Source organism: Microbacterium thalassium (assembly GCF_014208045.1).
Lineage (GTDB): Bacteria > Actinomycetota > Actinomycetes > Actinomycetales > Microbacteriaceae > Microbacterium > Microbacterium thalassium.
In genome coordinates this window covers 3644770-3667481 of sequence record NZ_JACHML010000001.1, presented here as the reverse complement: position 1 = coordinate 3667481, position 22712 = coordinate 3644770, and the positions used below count along the sequence as shown (strand labels likewise).

Below are 22712 nucleotides of genomic sequence, written 5' to 3'. Positions count from 1 at the left end.
CGGGTCGCGTTGCTAGCGTCCGCCGGCGTCGCGCGTCAGCCGACGGGCGTCGTCGTGTCGATCGCCTCGCGCAGCGGGCGCCGCATGGCAACCCAGTAGCGGGTCGGCGTGATGCGCGAGAGAACGTCGACCAGGCGCGCCTCGCGCCCGATCATGACCCGCGGGCGGCGGCGCACGGTGGCCTCGACGATCCGGCGAGCGGCGTCGACGGGCTCGGTGTGGTACATCGCCGCCTGGGCGGCCGCCGCACGCTGCGCGATCGCGGGATCCAGCGCCGCGGCATAGCGCCCGTGCAGGATGATGCCGGTCTTGACCCCCGCGGGGTAGACCGCGCCGACGGTCACGCCGGTGTCCTCCAGTTCGTGCCGCAGCGCCTCGGTGAAGCCGCGTACGGCGAACTTGCTCATCGCGTACGGGATGCGACCGGCGGGCGCGGCGAGGCCGTAGATGCTCACCAGATGCGTGATGTGCGCGGCCGGCTCGCGTCGCATCGCGGGCAGCAGCGCCTGCGTGATGTTGACGGTGCCCCACAGGTTCACGTCCATCAGCCAGCGCATCTCGTCCATCGTCAGCTGGTCGATGCCGCCGAGCATCGACGAGCCCGCGCACGTGATGAGGGCCTGGACGTGCGGGTGCCGCGCCGTGATGTCGTCGGCGGCCGACGCGACGGCGGCGTCGTCGGTGAGGTCGACGACGTGGGTCGTGTGGTCGCGCCCTTCGAGCCCGGCGACGAGCGCGTCGAGGCCTTCCGCGTTGCGGTCGATCAGCGCCAGACGGGCGCCGCGTCGCGCGAGCTGACGGGCGACCTCCGCTCCCATGCCGCTCGCGGCTCCGGTGATCACCGTCGTCTTGTCGTGGATGTCCAGTCGCGCCTTCGCCACAGGATGCTGCCCTTCGTCGTTCTCTGCAGGTCTCCAAACCATTCTCACCCAGTCCGCGAGTGCCCCTTGCCGGTAGCCTTTGACCGAAGGAGGCGCGCATGGGGAGGACGTCGGATGCCATCGCCGAAGGCGTCTCGATCGCGTCCGCGGCGGCTCGGCTGACGCTGCGCAACCAGATCCTGGTCGAGGTCATCGCTCACGATGCGCCGTTCGACGCCGACACCTTCGTCGGGCTGGCGCACCAGACGATCGTCGCCCTCGCCGATGAGCAGGACGCCGCGGCCGAGATGGTGGGGAAGCAGCGCCGCCGGGCGTGGGGCAAGTTCAGCGACCCCGACGGGACGCACGACTACCGGGACCGCGACACCCGCAACCTGCGGCGGCGACAGCGTCAGTACCGCGGCGTCGCCCGCGAGCTGCGCCGGCTCGCCGACGACCTCGAGGCGCTGCGCGTCCTCATCGAGCAGGCGCGCGAGTCCGCGTGGGGCGACGTCGAGGCGAACCTCCAGCGGCGGCTGAAGGTCGAGGCGATGCGGCCGGATCTCGACCCCGACTACGAGCGGATGCGATCGGCGCGCATGCAGTCGCTCCGGCTCGTCGATCTGCCCAAGCTCGCGGCCCACAAGCGGCAGACGCAGAGCCCGGCCCGTGCCGCGCGGGCAGGGGTGACGGATGCCGCACCGGCACGCCGCGCGGGGGGGATCGACCTGAGCGAACTCGACTCCTGAGCGGCACACGCGGCGGCCGCCCTCGATTCGCGAAGATCGCCGGCATGGGCTATTCTGGTCTCTTGTGCGCATGAGAGCGCACGGGCGCCTCTAGCTCAATGGATAGAGCATCTGACTACGGATCAGAAGGTTGGGGGTTCGAGTCCCTCGAGGCGCGCACTGTGTTGAGACAGTAAACGAACGGCCCGCGATCGCGGGCCGTTCTGCTTTTCCGGGGGCGCTTCACCACAGCGCCGAGACCCGCACCCACGCGAACTTGTGGGCGCCGAGCAGGATGCCGTCGTCGAGGTCGATGTCCGCGCCCGTGATCGCATCCGCGGCGTGCCGCTCGAAGCCCGAGAGCGTGTCCGCGTGGACGATCGCGGGCTCGTCGCCGACGTTGGCGAGGACGAGCACCCGCTTCAGCGGCTCGCCCGCGGCCGGGCGCTGATAGCCGATGACGGATGCGTGCGGCACGTGGAAGGGGATGAGGGCGTTGCCGCCGAACTCCGGCGTCGCCTTCCTCGTCGTGATCAGCGTCGTCAGCCGCGCGTACAGGCGCCCCGCCACCGTCGAGCCGTCGTGTCGCTGGTCGTACAGGGCCGTCGGCCGCCGCGGCCGATTGACCCATCGGCTGTCGCCGGCTTCGGACGGATCGTCGAGATAGCCGTGATCGTTGAGCTGGCCGACCTCGTCGCCGAGGTACAGCAGCGGGATGCCGCCCGTCGACAGCGCGATCGCGTGGGCCAGGACGACGCGGTCCTCGCCGCCGCGGTCGCCCGCCTCGACACCCGCGAGCGAGGCGGTCGTGCCCGTCACCCGCGCATCGCCGGTCTTCAGATTCTCCTGGAACGCCACTCCGCGCGCGAAGGAGCCCTGCAGGCCCTTGACGTAGAACGCGTTGAGGAAGCGGCGGTGCGCGAAGCCGTCGATGCCGAGGTCGGCGGCGTCCTCGTCCGAGAACGTCCAGCCGATGTCGTCGTGGCTGCGGACGTAGTTCACCCATGCCGTGCCCTCGGGCAGCGCATGGCGCGTGTCGAGCGCCTGCTGCAGCAGGCCGGTGTCGCGGGTGGCCAGGCTCTCCCAGGTGAGCGCCATCTGCAGCGGGTTGTACGACAGCTGGCACTCGTCCGGAGAGACGTACTGGATCACCTCGTCGGGGTGGACGATCGCCTCCGACTTGAACAGCACCGACGGTGCCCCGATGCGCAGCACGGCGTTGAACGCCTGCAGCAGGAGGTGGGCCTCGGGGAGTGACTCGCACGGTGTGCCCAGGCGCTTCCAGATGAACGCGACGGCGTCCATGCGGAGGATCTCGACGCCCTGGTTCGCCAGGAACAGCATCTCGCCGGCCATCGCCCGGAACACGGCCGGATTCGCGTAGTTCAGATCCCACTGGAACGAGTGGAAGGTCGCCCAGATCCACCGTCCGTCCGGGAGCTGGACGAACGACCCCGGGTGATCGTCGGGGAAGATCTCGCGCGTGGTCTTCTCGTACTCGTCGGGCATCGTGCGGTCGGGGAAGATCAGATAGAAGTCCTCGTACCCCGGCTCGCCGGCGATCGCCTTGCGCGCCCATTCGTGCTCGTCGCTCGTGTGGTTGAAGATGAAGTCCACGACCAGCGAGATGCCGGCCACGCGCAGCTCGGCGGCGAGCGCGGTGAGGTCCTCCATCGAGCCGAGCGCCGGATCCACGCTGCGGTAGCTCGAGACGGCGTAGCCGCCGTCGCTGTTTCCCTTGGGGCATTCGAACAGCGGCATCAGGTGCAGGTAGGTCAGGCCCAGTTCGCGGAAGTACGGGATCTGCTCGCGGATGCCGGCGAGCGTTCCGGCGTAGCGGTCGACGTAGCAGACGCCGCCCAGCATCCGCTCCGACTCGAACCAGTCCGGCTCCTCCTCGCGCTGCCGATCACGCGCCCGCAGCTCGATCGGGCGGGAACGCCACGATGCCGCCGCTTCGGCGACGACGGCGGCGAGCTGTTCGAGAGCGTCCGGGCGGTCGCCGTAGAGGCTCCGGAAGAGCCCGTGGAGCCGGGGGAGGTGCGCCTCGACGCGGCGGCGCAGGTCGGCGTCCACCCCGTGCGCGGCTTCGAGGTCTGCGAGGATGCGGGCGGCGTCGGCCGCGGCATCCGTGTCGAGCATCGTCATCGATCGCCCCCCGTCGCGATGCTAGCGCGCGGTCGCGGGCGAGGCGAGGGCAGGGCACCGAGGCCGCCCGCTGCGGCGGATCGGGCGGGACGTTCGTCGCCTTCGCGAGAGCGCCCCGCCCGGCGGGTCAGGCGTAGACCCTCGAGATGCTCTCGATGACGACGGCCGGGCGCTCCTGGCCCTCGATCTCGACGGTTGCGGCGACGTGCAGCTGGTAGCCGCCCTTGACCTCGGTGACCGTCGTGAGGGTGGCGTTCAGACGGATCTTCGACCCGGCGGGAACGGGCGAGGTGAACCGGACCTTGTCGAGGCCGTAGTTGACCAGCGTCGATGCGTCCGAGACCTCGAGGATCTCGGTCCACATCGGGATGAACAGCGACAGGGTCAGGAACCCGTGCGCGATGGTCGTGCCGAAGGGCGAGTCCTTCGCGCGGACCGGGTCGACGTGGATGTACTGGTGATCGTCGGTCGCGTCGGCGAAGGTGTTGATGCGCTCCTGCGAGACCTCCAGCCAGCTCGACGAGCCGAGGTCCTTGCCTTCGAGCGAGGGCAGCTCGGCGACGGTGACGGTGACATTTGCCATGGTGTTCTGTTTCCTGTTCTTGTTGGCCTACGACAGCCCGAGGAGGCGGATCGCGTTGTCCTTGAGGATCTTCGGCCGGACCGTCTCCTTGATGTCCAGCTGATCGAAGTCGGTCATCCAGCGATCGGGCATGATCATCGGGAAGTCCGAGCCGAACATCACCTTGTCCTGGAGGTACGAGTTCGCCGCGCGGACGATCTGCGGCGGGAAGTACTTCGGGCTCCACCCCGACAGGTCGATCCACGCGTTGGCCTTGTGCGTGGCGACCGAGATCTGCTCATCGACCCACGGCGCCGACGGGTGGGCCATGATGATCTGCAGCGACGGGAAGTCCGCGTACACCGCATCGAGCAGGATCGGGTTCGAGTAGCCGAGCTTGAGGCCGCGGCCGCCGGGGGTGCCGGCGCCGATGCCCGTCTGGCCGGTGTGGATGATGACGGGTACGCCGAGCTTGTCGATGGCCTCCCACAGGGGACGGACCGACTCGTCCGACGGGTCGAAGCCCTGCACGGTCGGGTGGAGCTTGAACCCGCGCACGCCGTAGTCCTCGACGAGCTCGATGGCCTCGTCGATCGCGGCCGTGCCCTTCAGCGGGTCGACCGAGCCGAACGGGATCAGCGCGTCGGCGTGATCGGACGCCTGCTCCGCGATGCGCTTCGACGAGATCGGGGTGTGCCCGAGCGCGGTCGACGCGTCGACGGTGAACACGACTGCGGCCATGTCACGCTCGCGGAAGTGCTGCGCGACCGAGGCGAGATCGGTCCCGACATCCGACGTCTTGAAGTACTTCGCCGCGGCGGCGACGAGGTCTTCGGGGAGGGAGTTCTCGCCGTTCTCACCGGACTCGATGTGCACATGGATATCGAGCGCGACGAGCTTGTCGAGGTCGATCTCGGGGCGATACACGACTAGGCCTTCGGCGCGAGCTCGTCGGGCATGGGCGGGAACGTCTCGCCGATCGACTGGAGGTTCTCGACGAGGGTGCCGCCGAGTTCGGCGTCGATCTCGTCGGCCGACCAGCCGCCGTCGTGGAAGTAGCTGGCGACGGGCTCGGGGTGCGACCACACCTGCAGGCGGTCGCCGCCGACGCCGATCGCCTGGCCGCTGATTCCCGCCGCCTCATCGGAGGAGAGGTAGACGATCAGGCCGGAGACGTCATCGGGCAGACCGAATCCGAGCTCCTTGCGGAAGTAGTCGTGCATCGGGCGTCCGGCGTCCATCGCCTCGATGGCGGAGGCGAAGAAGGGCATGGTGCGCGTCATCGCGGTCGCGGCGACGGGGATGACGGCGTTGACGGTGACACCCGCCCGCTTCATCTCCATCGCCCAGGTGCGGACCATGCCGACGATGCCGGCCTTGGCGGCGGCATAGTTGGTCTGCCCGAAGTTCCCGCGCTGACCGGTCGGCGAGCCGATGGTGATGATGCGGCCCGGCTTGCCGTTCTCCTTGAAGTAGGCGAAGGCCTCGCGGACGACGGTGAACGTCCCCCGCAGGTGGACGGCGATGACCGCGTCGAAGTCGTCGTCGGTCATCTTCAGCAGCGACTTGTCGCGCAGAATGCCGGCGTTGGTGACCACGATGTCGAGGCCGCCGAATTCACTCACGGCGGCATCGACGAGCTGCTTGGCCGCATCGCTCGTGCCGACCGGAGCGACGACGGCGGTCGCCTTCCCGCCGGCGGCCAGGATCTCCTCGACAGTGGACTGCGCGGCGTCGGCCGACACGTCGTTGATCACGACGGCGGCGCCGGCTGCGGCGAGGGCCTTCGCGTACGCGGCGCCCAGCCCGCTGCCGCTGCCGGTGACGATGGCGACCTTCGAAGCCAGTGAAATGGACATCATTCTCCTCTGAGGAATCTGGGGGAGCGGTGGATCAGGAAGGGTGGAAGAGGGCGCGGGGGCGCCGGTCGCAGCCGGCGCCCCCGCGCCTGTGGATCACTCGTTGAACGCCTCAGCGGTGGCCGAGGGGCCGAAGGTCGCCTCGAGCACCGAGGAGCCGGCCTCCGTGTCGGACGGACGGAGGATGTAGGTCTCCATCGACGGGGTCTTCTCCGGGTCGCTGTAGTCCAGCGGCACGAGCACGCCCGTGTCGACCGAGGTCAGCGTGGCGAGCGCCGCCTGGATGCCCGCGCGGGTCAGGTCGCCCGCGTCGCACGCGGCCTCGATGGCTGCACCGAAGATCGCCATCGCGCCATAGCCGAAGTTGACGTTGGCGTCCGCGTTGTTGTTGTCGGCCGCGTAGTCCGCGTCGAACGCCGCGGCGACCTCGACGGCCTTCGCGCTGTCGGGGTTGCCGAAGGGCATCATGCTGGTCGTGACGTAGCCGTTCTCCAGGATGAAGTCGCCTGCGGGCGCGCCGGGGGCGATCTGGAACGGAGCGTAGCCGGGCGTGTTGGTCATGAGCGGAACGTCCAGCCCGGCCGCCTTCATGGCGGTCGCGGCCTGGTTGTAGCTGCCCGGGCCGGTCGACATGAAGACGGCGGTGACTCCGGCGGCCTTCAGCTGGTCGACCTGCGCGGCGAGGTCGGTCTCCTTGCCGGTGATCTCGACGCCCGTCAGGGTGTAGCCGTTCTCGTCGGCGAAGTACTCACCGCCGGCGCGCGCGTCGCCGCCGAACGGACCGGGGACGTTGATGTAGCCGATGGTGTCGCCCGGGGCGATCATCCCCTGCTCCTCGAGCCAGCTGAGTCCGTTGATGACCTCGGTCGGGTACGTGGTGCCTGCGAGCACGTAGTACGGGTTCTCGAGGGCCGTCGTCGACCACCCGGCGACCACGGCGGTGATCTCGGCGTTCGCGATGAAGTCCTTCAGCGCGTCCTGCTGCGGGGAGCCGAGGATCATGCCGAAGCCCAGGACCTCATCCTGCATTCCCTGGAAGAGCTGGGTCGCGGTCGCGCTGTCCGAGCCGTGGTCCTGGACGTCGATCTCCAGATCCCGGCCGCACAGGCCGCCGGCCGCGTTCACCTCGTCGGCGTAGATCTGCGTGCCCGAGACCATGGGAACGGCGGTCGCGGTGTAGATGTTGGAGACGTCGGTCAGGACGCCGAGGGTGATGGTGGTGTCGGTGACGCCGTAGTCGGTCGCGACGCCGTCGCCGCCGCCGCCATTGTCGCCGCCGCCGTTGTCCGACGAGCAGCCAGCCAGGAGCAGCGACGCTGCTGCTGCGGCTGCCACGCCTGCGATGATGCGCTTGTTCATGCGTGTTACCTCGTTTTTTCGGGGACAGCTCCCCGACTGTCCGTGTCGTGTGATTGCTGTGGCGGTGCCACTGGGGAAGGCTTGGCGCGACGAGACCGGATGCGGCGGACGATGCCGGCGCCGCCCGTGGGCTCGAACACGAGGATGAGGACGACGATGACGCCGAAGACGATGGTCGAGAACGTCCCGCCCGGGATCCCGTTGAGGCCGGTCTGGTCGATGAACGGCAGGAGCGGGGTGCCGCCGAGCTTGTTCATCGTGAAGGCGAGCAGGGCGACGAACGCCCCGCCGAACACGGCGCCGCCGATCGACCCGAGACCGCCGATGATGATCATCGCGAGGAAGTTGATCGAGAAGACGATGTTGAAGGTCTCGGGAGTGAGCACCTGGGAGTACAGGGCCACGAACACCCCGCCGACACCGGCGTAGGCCGACGAGACGACGAACGCCTCCGCCTTGGCGTGCTGCACGTTCACCCCGATCGCCGCCGCGGCGGTGGGGTTGTCTCGGACGAGCTGGAGCGCCTGACCGGGGCGGCCGCGCACGATGCGCAGACCGATCCAGACCGCCAGGAAGAGGGCGATCACGGCGATGAACCACAGGCGGGCGATGCCGTCGATGTTCGCGCCGAGGATCTCGAGCTTCGGCGTCGATCCCGACAGCGGGATGCCGAAGAGGTCGAACTGCTGGACCGAGCGGCCCTGGAGCCCGCCGGTGAGCGGGGTGACGTAGGTGAAGACGTACTCCGAGATGAAGATCAGGGCCAGGGAGGCCATACCGAGGTAGAGCCCCTTGAGTCGCGCGGCGACCGGGCTGAAGATCAAGCCCAGCAGCGCGGCGAGGGCGACGCCGCCGATCGCGGCGAGCACCGGGGGCAGACCGAGCCCCCAGCGATCCTCCACACCCGGCTCGCCGGCGAGCACGATGTAGCCGTAGGCTCCGACCGCGACGAAGACACCGTGGGCGAGGCTGAGCTGCCCGCCGACGCCGACGAGGATCGTGAGTCCGATGGCGGCGATCGCGAAGGCCACCGCGCTGGTGAGCGCCGTCTGCACGTCACGGGGCTGGAAGAACGGAATGGACAGCAGCACGATGGCGACCACCGGAAGCAGGATGTAACGGGTCCACATCCGCTTCTTGTCCACCCCGCGCTCAGGGGCTGATGACTTAGACACGACTGATCTCCCTCGATCCGAAGAGGCCGCTCGGTCTGACCAGCAGAACGATCAGCATGATCACGTACGGCACGACGATGGCGATCTGCTCGCCCATCCAGGGTGCGTAGGCGGCGACGAGATACCGCGACACCGACTCGGTGAACCCGACGATGAGAGCACCGATGATGGCGCCCTCCGCCGAGTCCATGCCGCCGATGATGATCGCCGGGATGACGGCGAACGCGAGCGCGCTTCCGAAAGCAGGAAGGCCCGCCCCCGGGAACCCGGCGAGGAAGATGCCGGCGATCACGGCGAGCCCGCCGCCGATCCCCCACGACCACAGCGCGACGCTTCGTCCGCTGACACCCATCAGGGCCGCCGTCTCGGGGTCGCTCGCGGCCGCCCGCATCCGGACGCCGAAGGTCGTGTAGCGGAAGACGACGAAGAACGCGCCGATGGCCAGGATCGCGGTCGCGAACGCCGCGACTCGCGCGACCGGCATGGCGGCGCCGCCGATCTGGATCACCGCGTCGGCCCACGGTCCGGGGATGTAGAGCATCAGGTCGCGCATCTCGACCAGGAGGATCGCGGTGACGATCATGTCGATGGCGATCGTGATGATCGTCGCGACGAGGTGATCGTGCGACTTCGACAGGGAAAGGATCAGCTGGATGATGACCGCTGCCGCGGCTCCCACGGCGATGCCGATCAGCGCGACGATCCAGAAGTCGAGGCCGGTGTTGAGCTTGAACACGACGTAGACGCCGATCATCATGACCGCGCCCTGCGCCAGGTTCACGACCTTGGTGCCCTTGTAGATGACGACGAACCCGACCGCCAGGAGCGCGTAGATCGCGCTGAGCGAGAGGCCGGTGAGGAACACCTGCAGCACGTTCATCGCTTGCCCTTCTTTCCGCGCACGACGCGCGTCGCAATCGCCGAGGTCTGTTCGCCCACCGTCGTGGTGCCCAGGTACGCCTCGATCACGTGGGGGTCGTTCTGGACCTCGTCGGGGGTGCCGTCGGCGATCTGACGCCCGAAGTCCAGCACCGTGACGCGGTCGGCGATGCTCATGACCATCGGCATGTCGTGCTCGACGAGCATCACCGAGATGCCCAGAGCGTCGCGGATCGCCCCGATGAGTCCGGCGATCTCCATCTTCTCGCCCGAAGGCATGCCGGCCACCGGCTCGTCGAGCATGAGGATCTCGGGTTCGGTCGCGAGTGCTCGAGCCAGCTCGACCTTCTTGCGCCAGCCGTACGAGAGCAGTCCCGCATCCGTGGTCAGCACGTCGTTCAGCCCGACGAAGTCGGCGATCTCGAGCACGCGATCCCGATGGATGCGTGCCTCGCGCCGCGCACCGGGAAGTCCGAGGCCCGTCGAGAGCATCCCCGCCTTGGTCAGCCGATAGCGCGCGACCATGAGATTGTCGAGGACCGTCTCGTGCGGGGCGAGGGCGATGTTCTGGAAGGCCCGTCCGATCCCCTGCCCGGCGATCACGTGCGGCTTCATCCCGAGCAGCTCGACGTCGCCGAGCGTCACCGATCCGACGTCGGCCTTGTAGACGCCGGAGATGACGTTGAAGCACGACGACTTGCCGGCCCCGTTCGGGCCGATGACCGCGTGGATCGTTCCCGGCTGCACGGTGAACGACAGGCCGGAGAGGGCCTTGATGCCGCCGAACGAGAGCGAGACGTTCTGGACCTTGAGGGTGCGGGGGCTCATGCCGACCACCTCGAGAGTGTCTTGTATTCGTGGGCTTCGGACTCCGTTTCGACGGCATCGCCGCCGAGGAAGAGCTTCTGCACGTCGGGGGAGTCGCGCAGGGGCGCGGCCTCGTCTTCGAGCACGACGTGACCCTGCTCGATGACGTAGCCGTAGTCGGAGATCCGCAGGGCCATGGCGGCGTTCTGCTCCACGACCCCCACGGTGATTCCGAGCGCATTGATCTGTGTGATGACCGAGGCGACCTGCTCGACCGTCTGGGGAGCGAGGCCGAGCGTCGGCTCATCGAGCAGGATGACCTTCGGAGAGCTCATCATCCCCCGGCTGATCGCGAGCATCTGCTGCTGGCCGCCCGAGAGCAGGCCGGCGCGCTGGTTCCGGCGCTCGGCGAGGATCGGGAACAGCTCCAGCACCTCGGCGAGCTTCTGATCGCGCTTGCGCCCGCTCTTGACGGTCGCAGCCCCCGCGCGCAGGTTGTCGATGACGGTGAGATCGCCGAAGACCCGGCGACCCTCCGGTACGTGCACCACGCCGAGCTCCACGATCTTCGCGGCGCTGAGCTTGCTGATGGGGTCTCCCCCGAGCAGGACGTCGCCGTCGGTGATCGTCCCCCCGTGGAAGCCCAGGAGACCGCTCGCGGCGCGCAGCATCGTGCTCTTGCCGGCGCCGTTTCCGCCGATGATCGCCGTCACACGCCCCTCGGCGAGGCTCAGCGTCGCGTCCCGAAGGGCCTCGACTCCGGCGCCGTATCGCACCGATAGATGCTGGAACTCAAGCACTGCCAATCCCATCCACGTCGTTGTGAACCTCGTATCGGGCTCCTGCCGCCGAACGTTGAATGTGTCAACGATCTGGCGACACCATGAACGTAACCGACATCATTGAAGATGTCAATCAAATCCCGCTGACTGGAATCATGTTGACTGTTCGCGCCTCGTCGCGTAGGCGGGCAGGCGGGAACTCCGGGGCGGATGTCCGCCCGCGGGGGGGGGGAGAAGCTCACGACGGCCGAGCCCGGACGGGCTCGCCGATCACTCCTCGAAGGCGACGCGCTGAAGCAGGGCGAGCAGCGTCGCCCGGTCTTCGGCGTTCAGGCTCGGCCCCATGCTCTGCTCGCCGTCGCGAGCTGCTGCGCGGGCTTCGCCGTGCACCTGCCTGCCGGCGTCGGTCGCGACGATGATGTTCGTTCGGCGGTCCGTGGGCGAGCTGCGTCGTTCGACGTAGCCGCGCTGTTCGAGGTCGTCGATCAGCGCGACGATCTGACTCGCGTCCAGGCGCAGGAAGTCGGCGAGTTCGCGCTGCGTCGGATTCTCTCCCGAGGCCGCCAGGGACAGCACCGCGTACAGGCGGCCGTTGAGGCCGAACTCGGCGAAGAAGGCTCGGTCGCGCGCGACCCACACGGCGCGGGAGCGTGTGAGGAGGAAGCCCATGTCCTCGTAGAGGGTGGCGCTCTTGAGCCGCTCCTTCGCGTTCTCCTTCACCGTGTGCCCTTCTGTCACGCAATGGTGAACACCATATCGCATGCGCTGGTAAGGATAAATCATTGACAAGGTCAACGGTCTCTGTTCGAATGTCCCCATGTCAACGTCGACCGGAGCTTTCGGCGCCCCTCACTCTCAGATTCCTCCCACGAACTACGGGCTCGGCACGTGGGCGGAGCGGCGGGTTCTGCTTGCGCCGGACCTGCCGGCGTGGACCTTTGAAGGAGAGTCGACCTCGTATGCCGAGGTCGATCGGCGGGTGCGCAAGCTCGCCGGCGCACTCGCCGACCTCGGGGTCCGCCACGGCGACCGCGTCGCGTACATGGGGTTCAACCACCCCGCACTGCTCGAGACGCTGTTCGCGCTCGGACGCATCGGCGCCATAGCGGTGCTCGTGAACGCGCGCCTTTCGCACGGTGAAGTGGGGTACATCCTCAACGACTCCGGAGCGCGGATGCTGCTGTTCGGGGCGGAGCAGCGAGCCATCGCGCGAATGCTCGAGCAGGAGGCGTTCGGCGTGCAGATGGTCTCGGTCGACTACGACGCCGGTGACGACGAGACGTGGGCGCGCGAGTACGAGGCGCTGCTCGCAGCGGGTTCGGAGGAGTCGACGCCGGCGGCAGTCGGGCTCGACGACCCGTGTCTGATCATGTACACGTCCGGCACGACCGGCCGCCCCAAGGGCGCCGTGCTCAGCCACGCCAACATGACCTACAGCGGTCTGAACATGCTCATCTCCACCGACCTCCGCACCGGCGACGTGTCGCTCGCCGTCGCGCCGCTGTTCCACATCGCCGGATTGAACGCGCTCGTGCTGCCGATGTTCCTGAAGGGCGGGCACATCCTCATCCAACGCCACTTCGACCCCGTGGCGGTCGTGGGCACACTGCGGGAACTGCACGTGAACTCCATGTTCGCGGTGCCCGCCATGCTCGATGCGATGGCAGGCGTCGACGGCTTCGAGGTGATGGCGTTCCCGGACCTGAGGACCCTCATCGTGGGCGGCGCCCCCGTGCCGAGTCGGGTCCTGCGACAGTGGAACAGCAAGGGCGTCGAGCTGCAGCAGGGATACGGGTTCACCGAGGCGGCGCCGGCGGTGACGCTGCTGTCGCCTGCCGAAGCCATCCGCAAGGAGGGGTCGGCCGGCAAACAGCACTTCTTCACGGACGTGCGAGTGGTCGCCGCCGACGGGCACGACGCCGCGGTCGGCGAGTCCGGCGAGATCTACGTGCGGGGCTTGAACATCATGCTCGGGTACTGGGACAACCCGCGGGCGACGGCCGAATCGTTCGACGGCGAGTGGTACAAGTCCGGTGACGTCGCGGAGAAGGACGAGCACGGCTTCCACTTCCTCAAGGACCGGTCGAAGGACATGTTCATCTCGGGAGGGGAGAACGTGTACCCGTCCGAGGTGGAGAGCGCGCTGCTGGACGTTCCGGGCGTGGTGGAAGCCGCCGTCATCGGGGTTCCCGACGAGCGTTGGGGTGAAGTCGGCAAGGCGCTGATCGTGCTCGAGGCCGGCGCCGCCCTCGACGCGGACGGCATGCGGGCCGCATTGGCAGACGGACTCGCGCGCTACAAGATCCCGAAGCTCTTCGAGTTCGTCGCTGAGCTTCCACGCACGGCGACGGGAAAGGTGCAGAAGCATCTGCTGCGCGACGCCCACGCGGTCGGGGCGCTCTCGTGACCGCGGGCGGCATGCTCGCGGCGGACCTGCTCGGATTCGAGGACGACCTCACCGAGCCGGAGCGGCAGACTCTGCTCGCGCTGCGCGCGTACCTGGAATCGGAGGTCCGCCCGCAGGTGAACGGCCTGTGGGAGCGGGCGGAGTTCCCGGCCGAGATCATCGGGCCGCTGGCCGAGCTCGGCGTCTACTCCTTCGGCGGAGACCACGCGGCCTTCGAGAACTCGGCCGTGTTCCGCGGGTTCGTGACGCTCGAACTGGCGCGGGTCGACTCCTCGCTGGCGACGTTCGCGGGCGTGCACACCGGGCTGGCGAGCGGTTCGATCGCGCTGTGCGGCTCGGTCGAGCAGCAGGCCGAGTGGCTTCCGAGGATGGCGACCGGGGAGGTCATCGGCTCGTTCGCGCTCACCGAGCCGGAGTCCGGGTCGGATGTCGCGCGCGGCCTGCGGACCACGGCGCGCCGGGACGGCGACCACTGGGTGCTCAACGGCGAGAAGCGCTGGATCGGCAACGCCACGTGGGGCGATGTCGTCGTCGTATGGGCCCGCGACGAAGCCGACGACCAGGTCAAGGGCTTCATCGTGCCGACGAGCACGCCCGGCTATCGGGCCGACAAGATCGAGGGTAAATACAGCCTGCGCATCGTGCAGAACGCGCACATCACGCTGACCGACGTGCGCGTCCCCGACTCCTGGCACCTCGCCGAGGCGAACAGCTTCGCGGACACGAACAGGGTGCTGCAGGCCACCCGTCTCGACGTCGCCTGGTCGGCTGTCGGGAACGCCATCGGCGCGTACGAGCACGCTCTCGCCTACGCGCGGGCGCGAACGCAGTTCGGCAAGCCGATCGCGTCGTTCCAGCTCGTCCAGGACCTGCTCGTGAAGTCCCTCGGCAACATCACCGCGTCACTGGCGATGGTCGTCCGCGTCGCGGCCCTGAACGACCGCGGCGTCTCCTCGGACGAGCACTCGGCGATGGCGAAGCTGTACGCCACGTCCCGGACGCGCGAGGCGGTGGCCTGGTGTCGCGAGATCCTCGGCGGCAACGGCATCGTCATCGACTACGACGTCATCCGTCATTTCGCCGATGCGGAGGCCCAGTACTCCTTCGAGGGCACCCGCGAGGTGAACACCCTGATCCTCGGGCGCGCCATCACCGGCATGCAGGCTTTCGTGTGACGGTGCGAGACTGGCGGCGTGAGACTCGTCCAGGTCGCCCAGCGGGCGATTGATCTCGACCGCGCGGAGGACTTCTACGCCCGGCTCATCGGGATGCGATCCATCGCCCGCTTCGACGAGGCCGGGCTGCTGTTCTTCGACCTCGCGGGCACGCGCCTCCTGCTCGACCGCAATGCCCCGTCGACCCTCGTGTACCTGCAGGTCGACAATGTGCACGAGGCGCTCGAGCGCGTCGGCGCCGAGGTCGTCTCGCCTCCGCACGTGATCTTCCACCACGACGACGACGCGCTCGGCCCCGTGGGGTACGACGAGTGGCAGGCGTTCATCCGCGACTCCGAGGGAAACACGATCGGCCTGATCGCGTTCCAGCGCCCCTGAGCGCCGGCGACAAGGCTGCGGGTGCGCCGCCGTCCGGGCGGCGCCGGAGACCGGCGCACGTCTGTCGGCGTCGGGTGTTCGCCGTGCGCGAAGAGAGGACGAAAGTCATTAGCACTCGGGGATGGAGAGTGCTAATCTCTCTCTAGTTGAGTCGAGAGGGCTCAACTTTCAGACCAGAGTCCGAAACAACCGACAGAAGGAGACGACCATGGCAACCTATGACCCGTTCCGCGACCTCGACCGACTGGCTTCGGGACTCTTCGACGCCCGCCGCGGCCCGCGCCGCATGCCGATGGACCTGTACCGCGACGGTGACCACTACGTCCTCACCGCCGACCTTCCGGGCATCGACCCCGGTTCGGTCGACATCGACGTCGACGGTCAGCTGCTGACGATCCGGGCCGAGCGCACGCTCACCACGGGCGAGGGAGTCAAGTGGATCACCCGCGAGCGCGAGGCGGCGAGCTTCATCCGCCAGCTGAACCTCGGCCAGGGCATCGACACCGACCGCATCGCCGCGACCTACAGCAACGGCGTGCTGAGCGTCACGATCCCGGTCAGCGAGAAGGCCAAGCCGCGCAAGATCGAGGTGTCCACCGAAGAGGGTGCGCCGGTGATCAAGGCTCACGAGTCGACCGAGGGGCCGCAGCCTGTCGACCAGTGATCGCACCGACGCCGTGAGAGGCTGCTCGCAGCGCAACCGGATGGCGCGCCCCTTCGCGTGAGGGGCGCGCCATCCGGCGCGTGGGAGCATGGGACGGATGCGGCATCGATGCCGCTCCGCGCCGACGAGTTCTGGGGAGGAAGCGGTGAACGCCGACGTTCTCGCGCACGCCGGCGCACGTGCACGCCTGGCGACGACGATCGGGATCCCGCTGTACACGGTGTTCGGCGGAATCGGCCTGTGGGCGGCGACCGCCCTGTGGAACCGCGTCGTGTGCGACGACGTGCTGGCACCGTCGGTCCTCGGCGGGCCGACCGCCGCGATCGGGGCGGCCAGTGCCGTCGCCGCCGTGGTCGGCATCGCGGGCGTGTCGTCGCTGTCGCGGAGCGTGTTCCCCCGCATCGGGACGACGCCGGTGCGCCGCGTCGCGCTCGGTGCCGCGCTGGGCGCCGCGGGCGCGCTCGTCCCCAGCATCCTCATCGTGATCGGATGCCTCCACCCGGCTGCCGGGATCGCCGCGACGATGCTCGGCCTCGTGCTCCCGGCCGCCCTCACGGGAGCGGTGGGGGGCGCGCTCGTCGGCCGGGTCGAGCACTCGAGCGTGCTCATCCGCCTGTTCGTCGCCGCGAAGTGGTTCGCCGTCGTCGTCGTCGGCCTGTGGGCGGTGCTGGCGTTCGCGCCCCTGGACCGCTGGACGCTGCTCGCCTGCGCCGTCGGCTGAGCTCCATAGGGCATGATGAGCAGGCACCCGGCGACCGAGGAGGACGCGATGAGCGAGCAGGCGGTGGCGGCCAGGACCGCATCGGGGTGGACGGCTGCGACGGTGGGCATCCCGCTCTACACCGTCTTCGGGGCGCTCGGCCTGTGGCTCGGCTCGCTGGCCTGGACCGCGATGGCCGCGGACGAGGTCGAGCATCCGACCGTGCTCGCCGGGACCATGGTCGCGACGGCGATCGTGTCGGTCGTGACGGCCGTGATCGGAGTCCCGGCCGTCGCGCTGATCCTTGCGCGGCCGCTCGCAGCATCGGCGCGGTACCCGCGCAGGGCCGCCGCCGTGTTCACCGTCGTCGGCGCGGCCGCCGCGGTCATTCCGGGCGTCTTCATCGCACTGGGCAGCGGCCACGTCGGTGCCGGCGCCACCTTCGCCCTGCTCGCGCTGATCCTCCCGGCGGCGCTGACCGGCCTGCTCGCGGCGTTCCTCCTGCCGGCCGTCGCGGCGTCCCGGGCGGTCGCGACGGTCTTCGCCGTGGCCGCGCTCGCGGCGGTCGCGCTCGTGGTCGTGTGGACCGTCGTCCAGCTCACCCCGATCGGCGGCTGACCCGCCGTCCGGACCGGCTCAGTCCCCGTCGTCGCGCAGCTTCGCCGTGAGGGTGTGCAGCTGCGACAGCTCGCCGTCGCTGAGCTTGGACATGCGCGCCGCGATCGAGCGGCCGTGCTGCGACGCCACCTTGCGGAACGCGACAGCGCCTTCCTCGGTCGCCGTGACGAGGGAGCCCCGACCGTCGCCCGGGTCGGCGCACTTGGTGAGCAGGCCCCGCGCCACCATGCGGTCGACCAGGCGCGACACGCTCGGCTGGCTGATCAGCATCCGCGCGGTGACATCGCGCAGCTTCGCGGTCATCTCGTCGGCGCGCGTCACCGTCAGCAGCACGTCGTATTCGCCCTGCGACAGCTCCGCTCCGTCGAAGTCGGCGCTGATCTCGGCGAACACCTCGTGCTGGGCGCGGAACAGGCTCTCCCACGCGTCGATGGCGAGGCGGCGGTCGGTCATGTCCACCAGAGTAGAGCGAACCGGCGGGTCATAGGCTCTTGCCATGGGGAGCTTGGTGGGGAATGCACGTCGTGCGGGCTTGTCGGCGGGGAAGCGGATGCCGGGACCGGCCCGCATCCTGATCGTGATCGCCGTCGCGGCCGGGTCGATCTTCGCCGGTACCGCGCCGGCTGTTGCCGCGCCGGCCCCCGAGTCGGTGCCGAACGCCATCGTCACCGCCGGGGTGGACGACTTCACGTTCGCGAGCATGGACGTGGAGTACACCCTCGGCCGGGCGGAGGACGGCGCGAGCACCCTCACCGTCGTCGAGACGTTCGTGGCGCAGTTCCCCGATTTCGACCAGAACCGCGGCATGCGCCGCAGCATCCCCGACTCGTACCTGGGCATCCCGCTGTTCCCGCATCTCGTGTCGATCACCGACGGCGAGGGCAACCCCCGGGCGTCCGAGGTCGACAGCTCCGACGGCTACTACTCGATGACCTCGCGCGCCGACGACTACGTGCTCGGGACGCAGACGTACGTCTTCACGTACACGCTCCAGAACGTCACCCGGTTCTTCTCCGACACCGGCGTCGACGAGTTCTACTGGGACGTCAACGGCGAGGAATGGCGCCAGCCGTTCGGCCGTGTCTCGGTCGCGCTCGTGGTGCCGCCCGACCTCGCGGCGGCGCTCACCGGCGACCGGGCCTGCTACGCCGGCTACACCGGCTCGACGGACACGTGCGACATCACGGCTGATGCCGCCGAGGACGGTTCCACCACCATCCGCGCGTCCGTGTCGGACGTCGGCCCGTACCAGACCCTGACGATCGCCGTCGCGTTCGAGGCCGGCACGTTCACGCCGTTCGACACGTCGTACTTCGCCTCGGTGTGGGGGTGGCTCCAGGCGATCGCCGCGGCGGGCGTGGTCGCCGTGCTCGCGATGACGATCTGGGTGCGCCGCCGGTTCCTGCGCGACGAGCCCGGTCGGCCGACGATCATCGCCGAGTACACGCCGCCGGCGGTGATCGACGCGCTCGAGAGCGCCGTGATGCTCGGCAAGACCAGCAAGGCGATCCCCGCCGAAGTGCTCGAGCAGGCCGTGGTCGGCAGCATCCGCATCATCGAAGGCCCGCCTCGCTGGTTCGGCAGCGCTCGCCTGAGCGCCGAGCTCATCGACCCGTCGCGGGCGGACGGCGACGGGCGGATGCTGCTGTCGGCGCTGTTCCCCTACGGGCGGCCGGGTGAGGTGTTCGAGTTCGGCAAGAGCGACAAGCGCCTGTCGTCGGCGGCCCAGCGGATCCTCGCCGCGGCCACCAAGGAGCTCAAGCGCCGCGGGCTGCGTCGCAGGGTTCCGGCCGGCGCACGGGCGTGGCCGATCCTCGGGATGATCGCGACCGGTGCGCTCGTGGCGTTCTTCGGCTTCATCGGCATGGAGAACGGCATGAGCGGGCTCGTCCCCTTCGCCGTCATCGTGGGCGCGGCGATCTCCGTGCTCGTGGTCATCACCCTCGTGTCGCGTCAGCCGCTGACGGCGAAGGGCGCCGAGACGCGCGACCACCTCGCGGGCCTGAAGGTCTTCATCGAATGGGCCGAGGCCGACCGCATCCGCATGTTGCAGTCCCCGAAGGGCGCCGAGCGGGTGCCGGTCGACGTCGACGATCCGCGGCAGATGCTGAAGATCTACGAGGCGCTGCTGCCGTACGCGGTCGTGTTCGGGCAGGAGAAGCAGTGGTCCGAGCAGCTGGCGGTGCTGTACGGCCCGAACAACGGCCCGAGCTGGTACGCGGGGCGCAGCGCCTTCAACGCCTACGCGTTCTCGCGCGGCATCTCGAGCCTGTCGGCGAGCACGTCATCGTCGGCCTCGACGTCGGGCGGTTCGGGCGGCGGCGGCTCGGCCGGAGGAGGAGGCGGCGGCGGAGGCGGCGGCGGGGTCTGAGCCCGGCTGCGCGCGGGCAAGAGTAAGGGCCGGTCGGAGAGGCTCCCGACCGGCCCTTGTCCCTTGCACCAAGAGTGTCCTGCAATCACATGCCGGTAGCTGCCACAGCAAAACAACTACCGTGCAAGCACTCTATAACGGATAGATAACGGCGGCAAGGGTTTGTCGTTATCTTTCTGTGATTCTTTTGCGGCTCATAGGAAGCGGTCAGACAACGGCCCGGTGTCGGCCCGTTTCGGTGGTCTGCGCCGTGGCGGAACGCGCCGAAGTCAGGGGCCGACAGCCGTGCCCGGGCGCGCGGACCGGATGCAAGACTCGTCGCATGACCCCGCTGCGCCTCGACATCGCCGGCCTCGCCAACGCGCGCGATCTCGGCGGGCTGGACCGGGCCGACGGGACGACGACGCCGACCGGGGTGTTCTTCCGATCCGAGGCCCTCGATCACGTGGACGACGGCGGGTGGGCCCGCCTGCGCGCTCGCGGAGTGGCGACGGTGATCGACCTGCGTCGGCCCGAGGAGCGCACCGACGATGTGCCCCCGGACCTCGACCGCATCACGGTGGACCTCGACGGCGGCATGAACCGCCGCTTCTGGGAGCCGATCGAAGCCGACGGGCGCTGGGGGACGCCGCTGTACTACCTCGACCATCTCGCTCAGCTGCCGGAGCGGATGCGTTCGGTGCTGGATGCCATCGCGAGCGCGCGCGACGGAGCGGTGCTCTTCCACTGCGGTGCGGGATGGGACCGCACCGGGTTCGTCTCGGCGGTGCTGCTGCGGGCGCTGGGCGTCACGACCGAGGCGGCCACGGCGGACTACCTGGAGTCGTTCGCGAACGCCGAGGCGATGGAGGCGCTGCGGGGGAGATCGTCCCATGTCGCCGAGCGCATGGCGGTGCTGGAGCGGTTCGGACACACGCCCGCATCCGCCTTCGTATCGATCTACGAGGGGATCGACGTGGACGCGTGGTTCGCGGCCGCGGAGGTCGCAGACCCTGCCCGCGCGGCGGTGCGCACGTGGCGCGGGGCGGCGGTGCAGACGACGTGACGACGGCCGACGCCGGGCCTATCGACGCGCGCGCCGGGCTGCAATAGGCTCGCGGCCAGGGGGAACGACGGCGCTGTCGGAACGGCCTTCGGGCCGCTGCCGACGCCTCATCGAAGGAGTGACGTCCATGGCTGAGAGTCCAGCTGCCGACATCGTCGAGAAGGTCGGCGGGGCCGGCAACATCCAGAGCCTGACGCACTGCGCGACCCGGCTGCGATTCCAGCTGATCGACGGATCCGCCGTCGACAAGGGGGCCGTCGAGGCGATCCCCGGCGTGATGGGAGCCGTGCCGCAGGCCGGCGACCGCTACCAGGTGGTCATCGGCGGCGGCGTGCAGAACGTCTACAACGACATCATGGCGCTGCCCGGCATGGGCGGCGGGGGCGGCGGCGAAGAGAGCGCGGCCGACATCAAGGCGCGCGAGCGGGCCAAGGGCCCCCGCGGCAAGGTCGCGTGGATCGACGGGCTGTTCGAGTTCCTGTCGGACTCCTTCCGCCCGATCCTGGGCGCCCTGCTCGGGGCGTCGTTCTTCATCACGTTCATGGCGCTGATGTCGACGCTCGGCGTCATCGGGAACTGGGCCGATCCGCGCACCGAGCTGCCGCCGTCATGGCAGTTCGTCAACCTCATGTGGCAGTCGGTGTTCTTCTTCCTGCCGCTGCTGGTCGCCTACAACGCCTCGAAGAAGGTCGGCGCCGACCCGTGGGTGGGCTTCGCCGTCATGGCCGTCGTCATGCTCCCGGGGTTCACGGCTCTGGCCAGCAACCCCGAGGCGAGCACCATCGTCGCCTTCGGCAGCGAGGTCATCGTCATCCCGATCTTCGGCGTTCCCCTGACGATCTTCGACTACGGCTCCCAGGTGTTCCCGCCGCTGCTGATGGCGGCCGCCCTCGGGCCCCTCTACAAGGGCCTGAAGAAGATCATTCCCGACAACCTGCAGCTGATCTTCGTGCCGTTCCTGGCGATGCTGGTGATGATCCCGCTCACGGCGTTCCTCATCGGCCCCATCGGCGTGTACGTCGGCGCGTGGCTCGCGCAGGGGCTGGCCGCCATCAACACGTGGTCGCCGTTCGTCTTCGCGATCCTCATCCCGCTGGCGTACCCGTTCATGGTTCCGCTCGGTCTGCACTGGCCGATCAACGCGATCATGCTGCTGAACATCCAGACGCTCGGGTACGACTTCATCCAGGGCCCCATGGGCGCGTGGAACTTCGCGTGCTTCGGCGCCACCGCCGGCGTCCTGGTGCTCGCCTGGCGCGAGCGCGACAAGCAGATGAGGCAGACGGCGACCGGTGCGCTCGCCGCGGGACTGTTCGGCGGCATCTCGGAACCGTCGCTCTACGGCATCCATCTGCGGTTCAAGCGCATCTATCCACGGATGCTGGTCGGCTGCGCCGTCGGCGGCATCATCATCGGCATCGGCGGTGGTGTGAAGACCCAGGCGTTCGTGTTCACGTCGCTGCTGACGATCCCCGCGTTCGACAACATCCTGCTCTACACGATCGCGATCGGCGCCGCATTCGCGACCTCGATGGTCCTCGTGATGCTGTCGGGCTACAAGCCCAAGGAGGCCAAGGAGGTCGCCGCCGCCGGCGTCACCGTCGCCGACATCGCCTCGCGTCAGGGCGGCGAGAGCTCGGACACGATCATCGCCGCGGCCGCTCCCCGCACCGTGAACCCCGCCGACGTCGCGCTCCACGTGCTGTCACCGCTCGAGGGCCGCGTGGTCCCGCTCTCGGACGTGCCCGATCCCGTCTTCGGCTCGGGCACGATGGGGCCGGGCGTCGCGATCGAGCCGACCGGCGACACCGTGTACGCGCCGGGAGTCGGCCTCGTGGCCGCCGCCCAGCCGACCGGTCACGCTTTCGGCCTCGTCCTCGACGGGGATGTGGAGCTGCTCATCCACGTCGGCATCGACACGGTCAACCTCAAGGGCGAGGGCTTCACCGTCCACGTCAAGAACGGCGACCGCATCGAGGAGGGGACCCCGCTCGTGACCTTCGACCGGAAGGTGATCGAGGACGCCGGCTACCCGCTCATCACGCCGGTGATCGTGCTCAACGCCGAGCAGTTCGGCGATGTGCGGCCGGCGATGTCGGGCAAGGTCACACCGGGCGCGCCGCTCATCGAGGTGATCGCCAAGCAGGAGGCGCCCAAGGTCTGAGCTCCGGGTCGGCCGGCACGCGGGGGCAGTG

General features: G+C 69.1%; 22 protein-coding genes and 1 tRNA gene. 11 read left to right on the top strand and 12 right to left on the bottom strand.

Annotated features, from left to right (window positions below):
- Positions 1-35: 35 nt before the first annotated feature.
- The gene (locus tag HD594_RS16975; protein ID WP_271171125.1) at positions 36-881 is read right to left on the bottom strand and encodes an SDR family NAD(P)-dependent oxidoreductase; all 846 of its coding nucleotides are present in this window, start codon (positions 879-881) and stop codon (positions 36-38) included.
- A gap of 98 nt (positions 882-979) precedes the next feature.
- Between HD594_RS16975 and HD594_RS16970 the strand changes: the two genes are divergently transcribed.
- On the top strand, positions 980-1609 hold the full coding sequence (locus tag HD594_RS16970; RefSeq protein ID WP_184752322.1) for an asparagine synthase: 630 nt from the start codon (positions 980-982) through the stop codon (positions 1607-1609).
- Between the two features lie 84 nt (positions 1610-1693).
- Positions 1694-1766: transfer RNA gene (locus HD594_RS16965), tRNA-Arg, on the top strand.
- A 65-nt stretch (positions 1767-1831) separates the two neighbouring features.
- On the opposite strand, the gene HD594_RS16960 is transcribed toward HD594_RS16965, so the two are convergent.
- From HD594_RS16960 to HD594_RS16915, 10 genes are all read right to left on the bottom strand, one after another.
- On the bottom strand, positions 1832-3736 hold the full coding sequence (locus HD594_RS16960) for an alpha-amylase family protein (RefSeq protein WP_184752320.1): 1905 nt from the start codon (positions 3734-3736) through the stop codon (positions 1832-1834).
- Between the two features lie 127 nt (positions 3737-3863).
- Entirely contained in the window at positions 3864-4319 is a 456-nt protein-coding gene (locus HD594_RS16955; protein ID WP_184752318.1) for a MaoC family dehydratase, read from the bottom strand.
- Between the two features lie 27 nt (positions 4320-4346).
- Complete coding sequence (locus HD594_RS16950) at positions 4347-5225, bottom strand: amidohydrolase family protein (RefSeq protein WP_271171126.1); 879 nt, start codon at positions 5223-5225, stop codon at positions 4347-4349.
- Between the two features lie 2 nt (positions 5226-5227).
- On the bottom strand, positions 5228-6151 hold the full coding sequence (locus tag HD594_RS16945) for an SDR family oxidoreductase (RefSeq protein ID WP_184753000.1): 924 nt from the start codon (positions 6149-6151) through the stop codon (positions 5228-5230).
- Between the two features lie 102 nt (positions 6152-6253).
- Entirely contained in the window at positions 6254-7516 is a 1263-nt protein-coding gene (locus HD594_RS16940) for an ABC transporter substrate-binding protein (protein WP_184752316.1), read from the bottom strand.
- A 5-nt stretch (positions 7517-7521) separates the two neighbouring features.
- A complete protein-coding gene (locus HD594_RS16935; protein WP_184752314.1) occupies positions 7522-8646 on the bottom strand; it encodes a branched-chain amino acid ABC transporter permease in 1125 nt (374 codons plus the stop codon).
- Positions 8647-8683: 37 nt separating this feature from the next.
- Positions 8684-9571 (bottom strand): branched-chain amino acid ABC transporter permease, encoded by an 888-nt coding sequence (locus tag HD594_RS16930; protein ID WP_184752312.1) that lies wholly within the window; start codon positions 9569-9571, stop codon positions 8684-8686.
- Complete coding sequence (locus tag HD594_RS16925; protein WP_184752310.1) at positions 9568-10398, bottom strand: ABC transporter ATP-binding protein; 831 nt, start codon at positions 10396-10398, stop codon at positions 9568-9570. The genes HD594_RS16930 and HD594_RS16925 overlap by 4 nt, the downstream gene beginning before the upstream one ends.
- Positions 10395-11153, bottom strand: a complete 759-nt coding sequence (locus HD594_RS16920; protein ID WP_221446656.1) for an ABC transporter ATP-binding protein — start codon at positions 11151-11153, stop codon at positions 10395-10397. The genes HD594_RS16925 and HD594_RS16920 overlap by 4 nt, the downstream gene beginning before the upstream one ends.
- Before the next feature lie 276 nt (positions 11154-11429).
- Positions 11430-11897, bottom strand: a complete 468-nt coding sequence (locus HD594_RS16915; protein ID WP_271171127.1) for a MarR family winged helix-turn-helix transcriptional regulator — start codon at positions 11895-11897, stop codon at positions 11430-11432.
- A 79-nt stretch (positions 11898-11976) separates the two neighbouring features.
- Between HD594_RS16915 and HD594_RS16910 the strand changes: the two genes are divergently transcribed.
- The 6 genes from HD594_RS16910 (at position 11977) to HD594_RS16885 (ending at position 17101) form a co-directional block, all read left to right on the top strand.
- A complete protein-coding gene (locus HD594_RS16910) occupies positions 11977-13566 on the top strand; it encodes an acyl-CoA synthetase (protein WP_184752304.1) in 1590 nt (529 codons plus the stop codon).
- Positions 13567-13577: 11 nt separating this feature from the next.
- Positions 13578-14741, top strand: coding sequence for an acyl-CoA dehydrogenase family protein (locus HD594_RS16905; RefSeq protein ID WP_184752998.1), 1164 nt, complete (start codon positions 13578-13580; stop codon positions 14739-14741).
- Between the two features lie 18 nt (positions 14742-14759).
- Complete coding sequence (locus tag HD594_RS16900; RefSeq protein WP_184752302.1) at positions 14760-15119, top strand: VOC family protein; 360 nt, start codon at positions 14760-14762, stop codon at positions 15117-15119.
- A 208-nt stretch (positions 15120-15327) separates the two neighbouring features.
- Complete coding sequence (locus tag HD594_RS16895; RefSeq protein WP_184752300.1) at positions 15328-15783, top strand: Hsp20/alpha crystallin family protein; 456 nt, start codon at positions 15328-15330, stop codon at positions 15781-15783.
- Positions 15784-15928: 145 nt separating this feature from the next.
- Complete coding sequence (locus tag HD594_RS16890) at positions 15929-16504, top strand: hypothetical protein (protein WP_184752298.1); 576 nt, start codon at positions 15929-15931, stop codon at positions 16502-16504.
- A gap of 48 nt (positions 16505-16552) precedes the next feature.
- A complete protein-coding gene (locus HD594_RS16885) occupies positions 16553-17101 on the top strand; it encodes a hypothetical protein (RefSeq protein WP_184752296.1) in 549 nt (182 codons plus the stop codon).
- 18 nt (positions 17102-17119) lie between these two features.
- Here the strand turns inward: HD594_RS16885 and HD594_RS16880 are convergent, their stop codons facing one another.
- Positions 17120-17554 carry a MarR family winged helix-turn-helix transcriptional regulator gene (locus HD594_RS16880; protein ID WP_184752294.1) on the bottom strand — a complete coding sequence of 145 codons (435 nt, stop codon included), beginning with the start codon at positions 17552-17554 and terminating at the stop codon, positions 17120-17122.
- Positions 17555-17651: 97 nt separating this feature from the next.
- On the opposite strand from HD594_RS16880, the gene HD594_RS16875 reads away from it, so the two are divergent.
- From HD594_RS16875 to HD594_RS16865, 3 genes are all read left to right on the top strand, one after another.
- Positions 17652-19472 (top strand): DUF2207 domain-containing protein, encoded by a 1821-nt coding sequence (locus HD594_RS16875; protein ID WP_184752292.1) that lies wholly within the window; start codon positions 17652-17654, stop codon positions 19470-19472.
- Between the two features lie 322 nt (positions 19473-19794).
- On the top strand, positions 19795-20517 hold the full coding sequence (locus HD594_RS16870; protein ID WP_184752290.1) for a tyrosine-protein phosphatase: 723 nt from the start codon (positions 19795-19797) through the stop codon (positions 20515-20517).
- Between the two features lie 127 nt (positions 20518-20644).
- On the top strand, positions 20645-22681 hold the full coding sequence (locus tag HD594_RS16865) for a glucose PTS transporter subunit IIA (RefSeq protein ID WP_184752288.1): 2037 nt from the start codon (positions 20645-20647) through the stop codon (positions 22679-22681).
- The last annotated feature ends 31 nt before the right edge of the window (positions 22682-22712 follow it).